At 71.3% G+C, this 230-nt stretch carries 1 protein-coding gene; it reads right to left on the bottom strand.

Features of this window, described 5'->3' with window-relative positions; all coding sequences use genetic code 11:
- Window positions 1-230, bottom strand: a 230-nt coding sequence (locus tag E0F75_RS40845; RefSeq protein WP_229315922.1) for an AMP-binding protein, incomplete at both ends; no start/stop codon positions are given.

Here is a 230-nt window from a genome sequence, read left to right as displayed (position 1 = left end):
GTCGCGGCCAGCGCACGGTGCGAGGCCATGACCCCCTTGGGCAGACCTGTCGAGCCCGACGTGAACATCACGCACGCGACGGATTCGGGCGATCCGCCCGTCTCCACGGCAGCCCCGGAGAGCCCGCTGGCCTCGGCGATCTCGGCCGTCAGGTCGACGACCACCGCCTCCGTGGCGAGCTGCGGCAGATGCGACTGGGTGATGAGAGCGGCGGGAGCCACCTGCTCAAG

The sequence above is a fragment of the Streptomyces sp. CB02980 genome, from assembly GCF_014451325.2.
Lineage (GTDB): Bacteria > Actinomycetota > Actinomycetes > Streptomycetales > Streptomycetaceae > Streptomyces.
The sequence above is the reverse complement of the archived record's forward strand: the minus strand, read 5'-3'. Positions and strand labels throughout refer to the sequence as shown.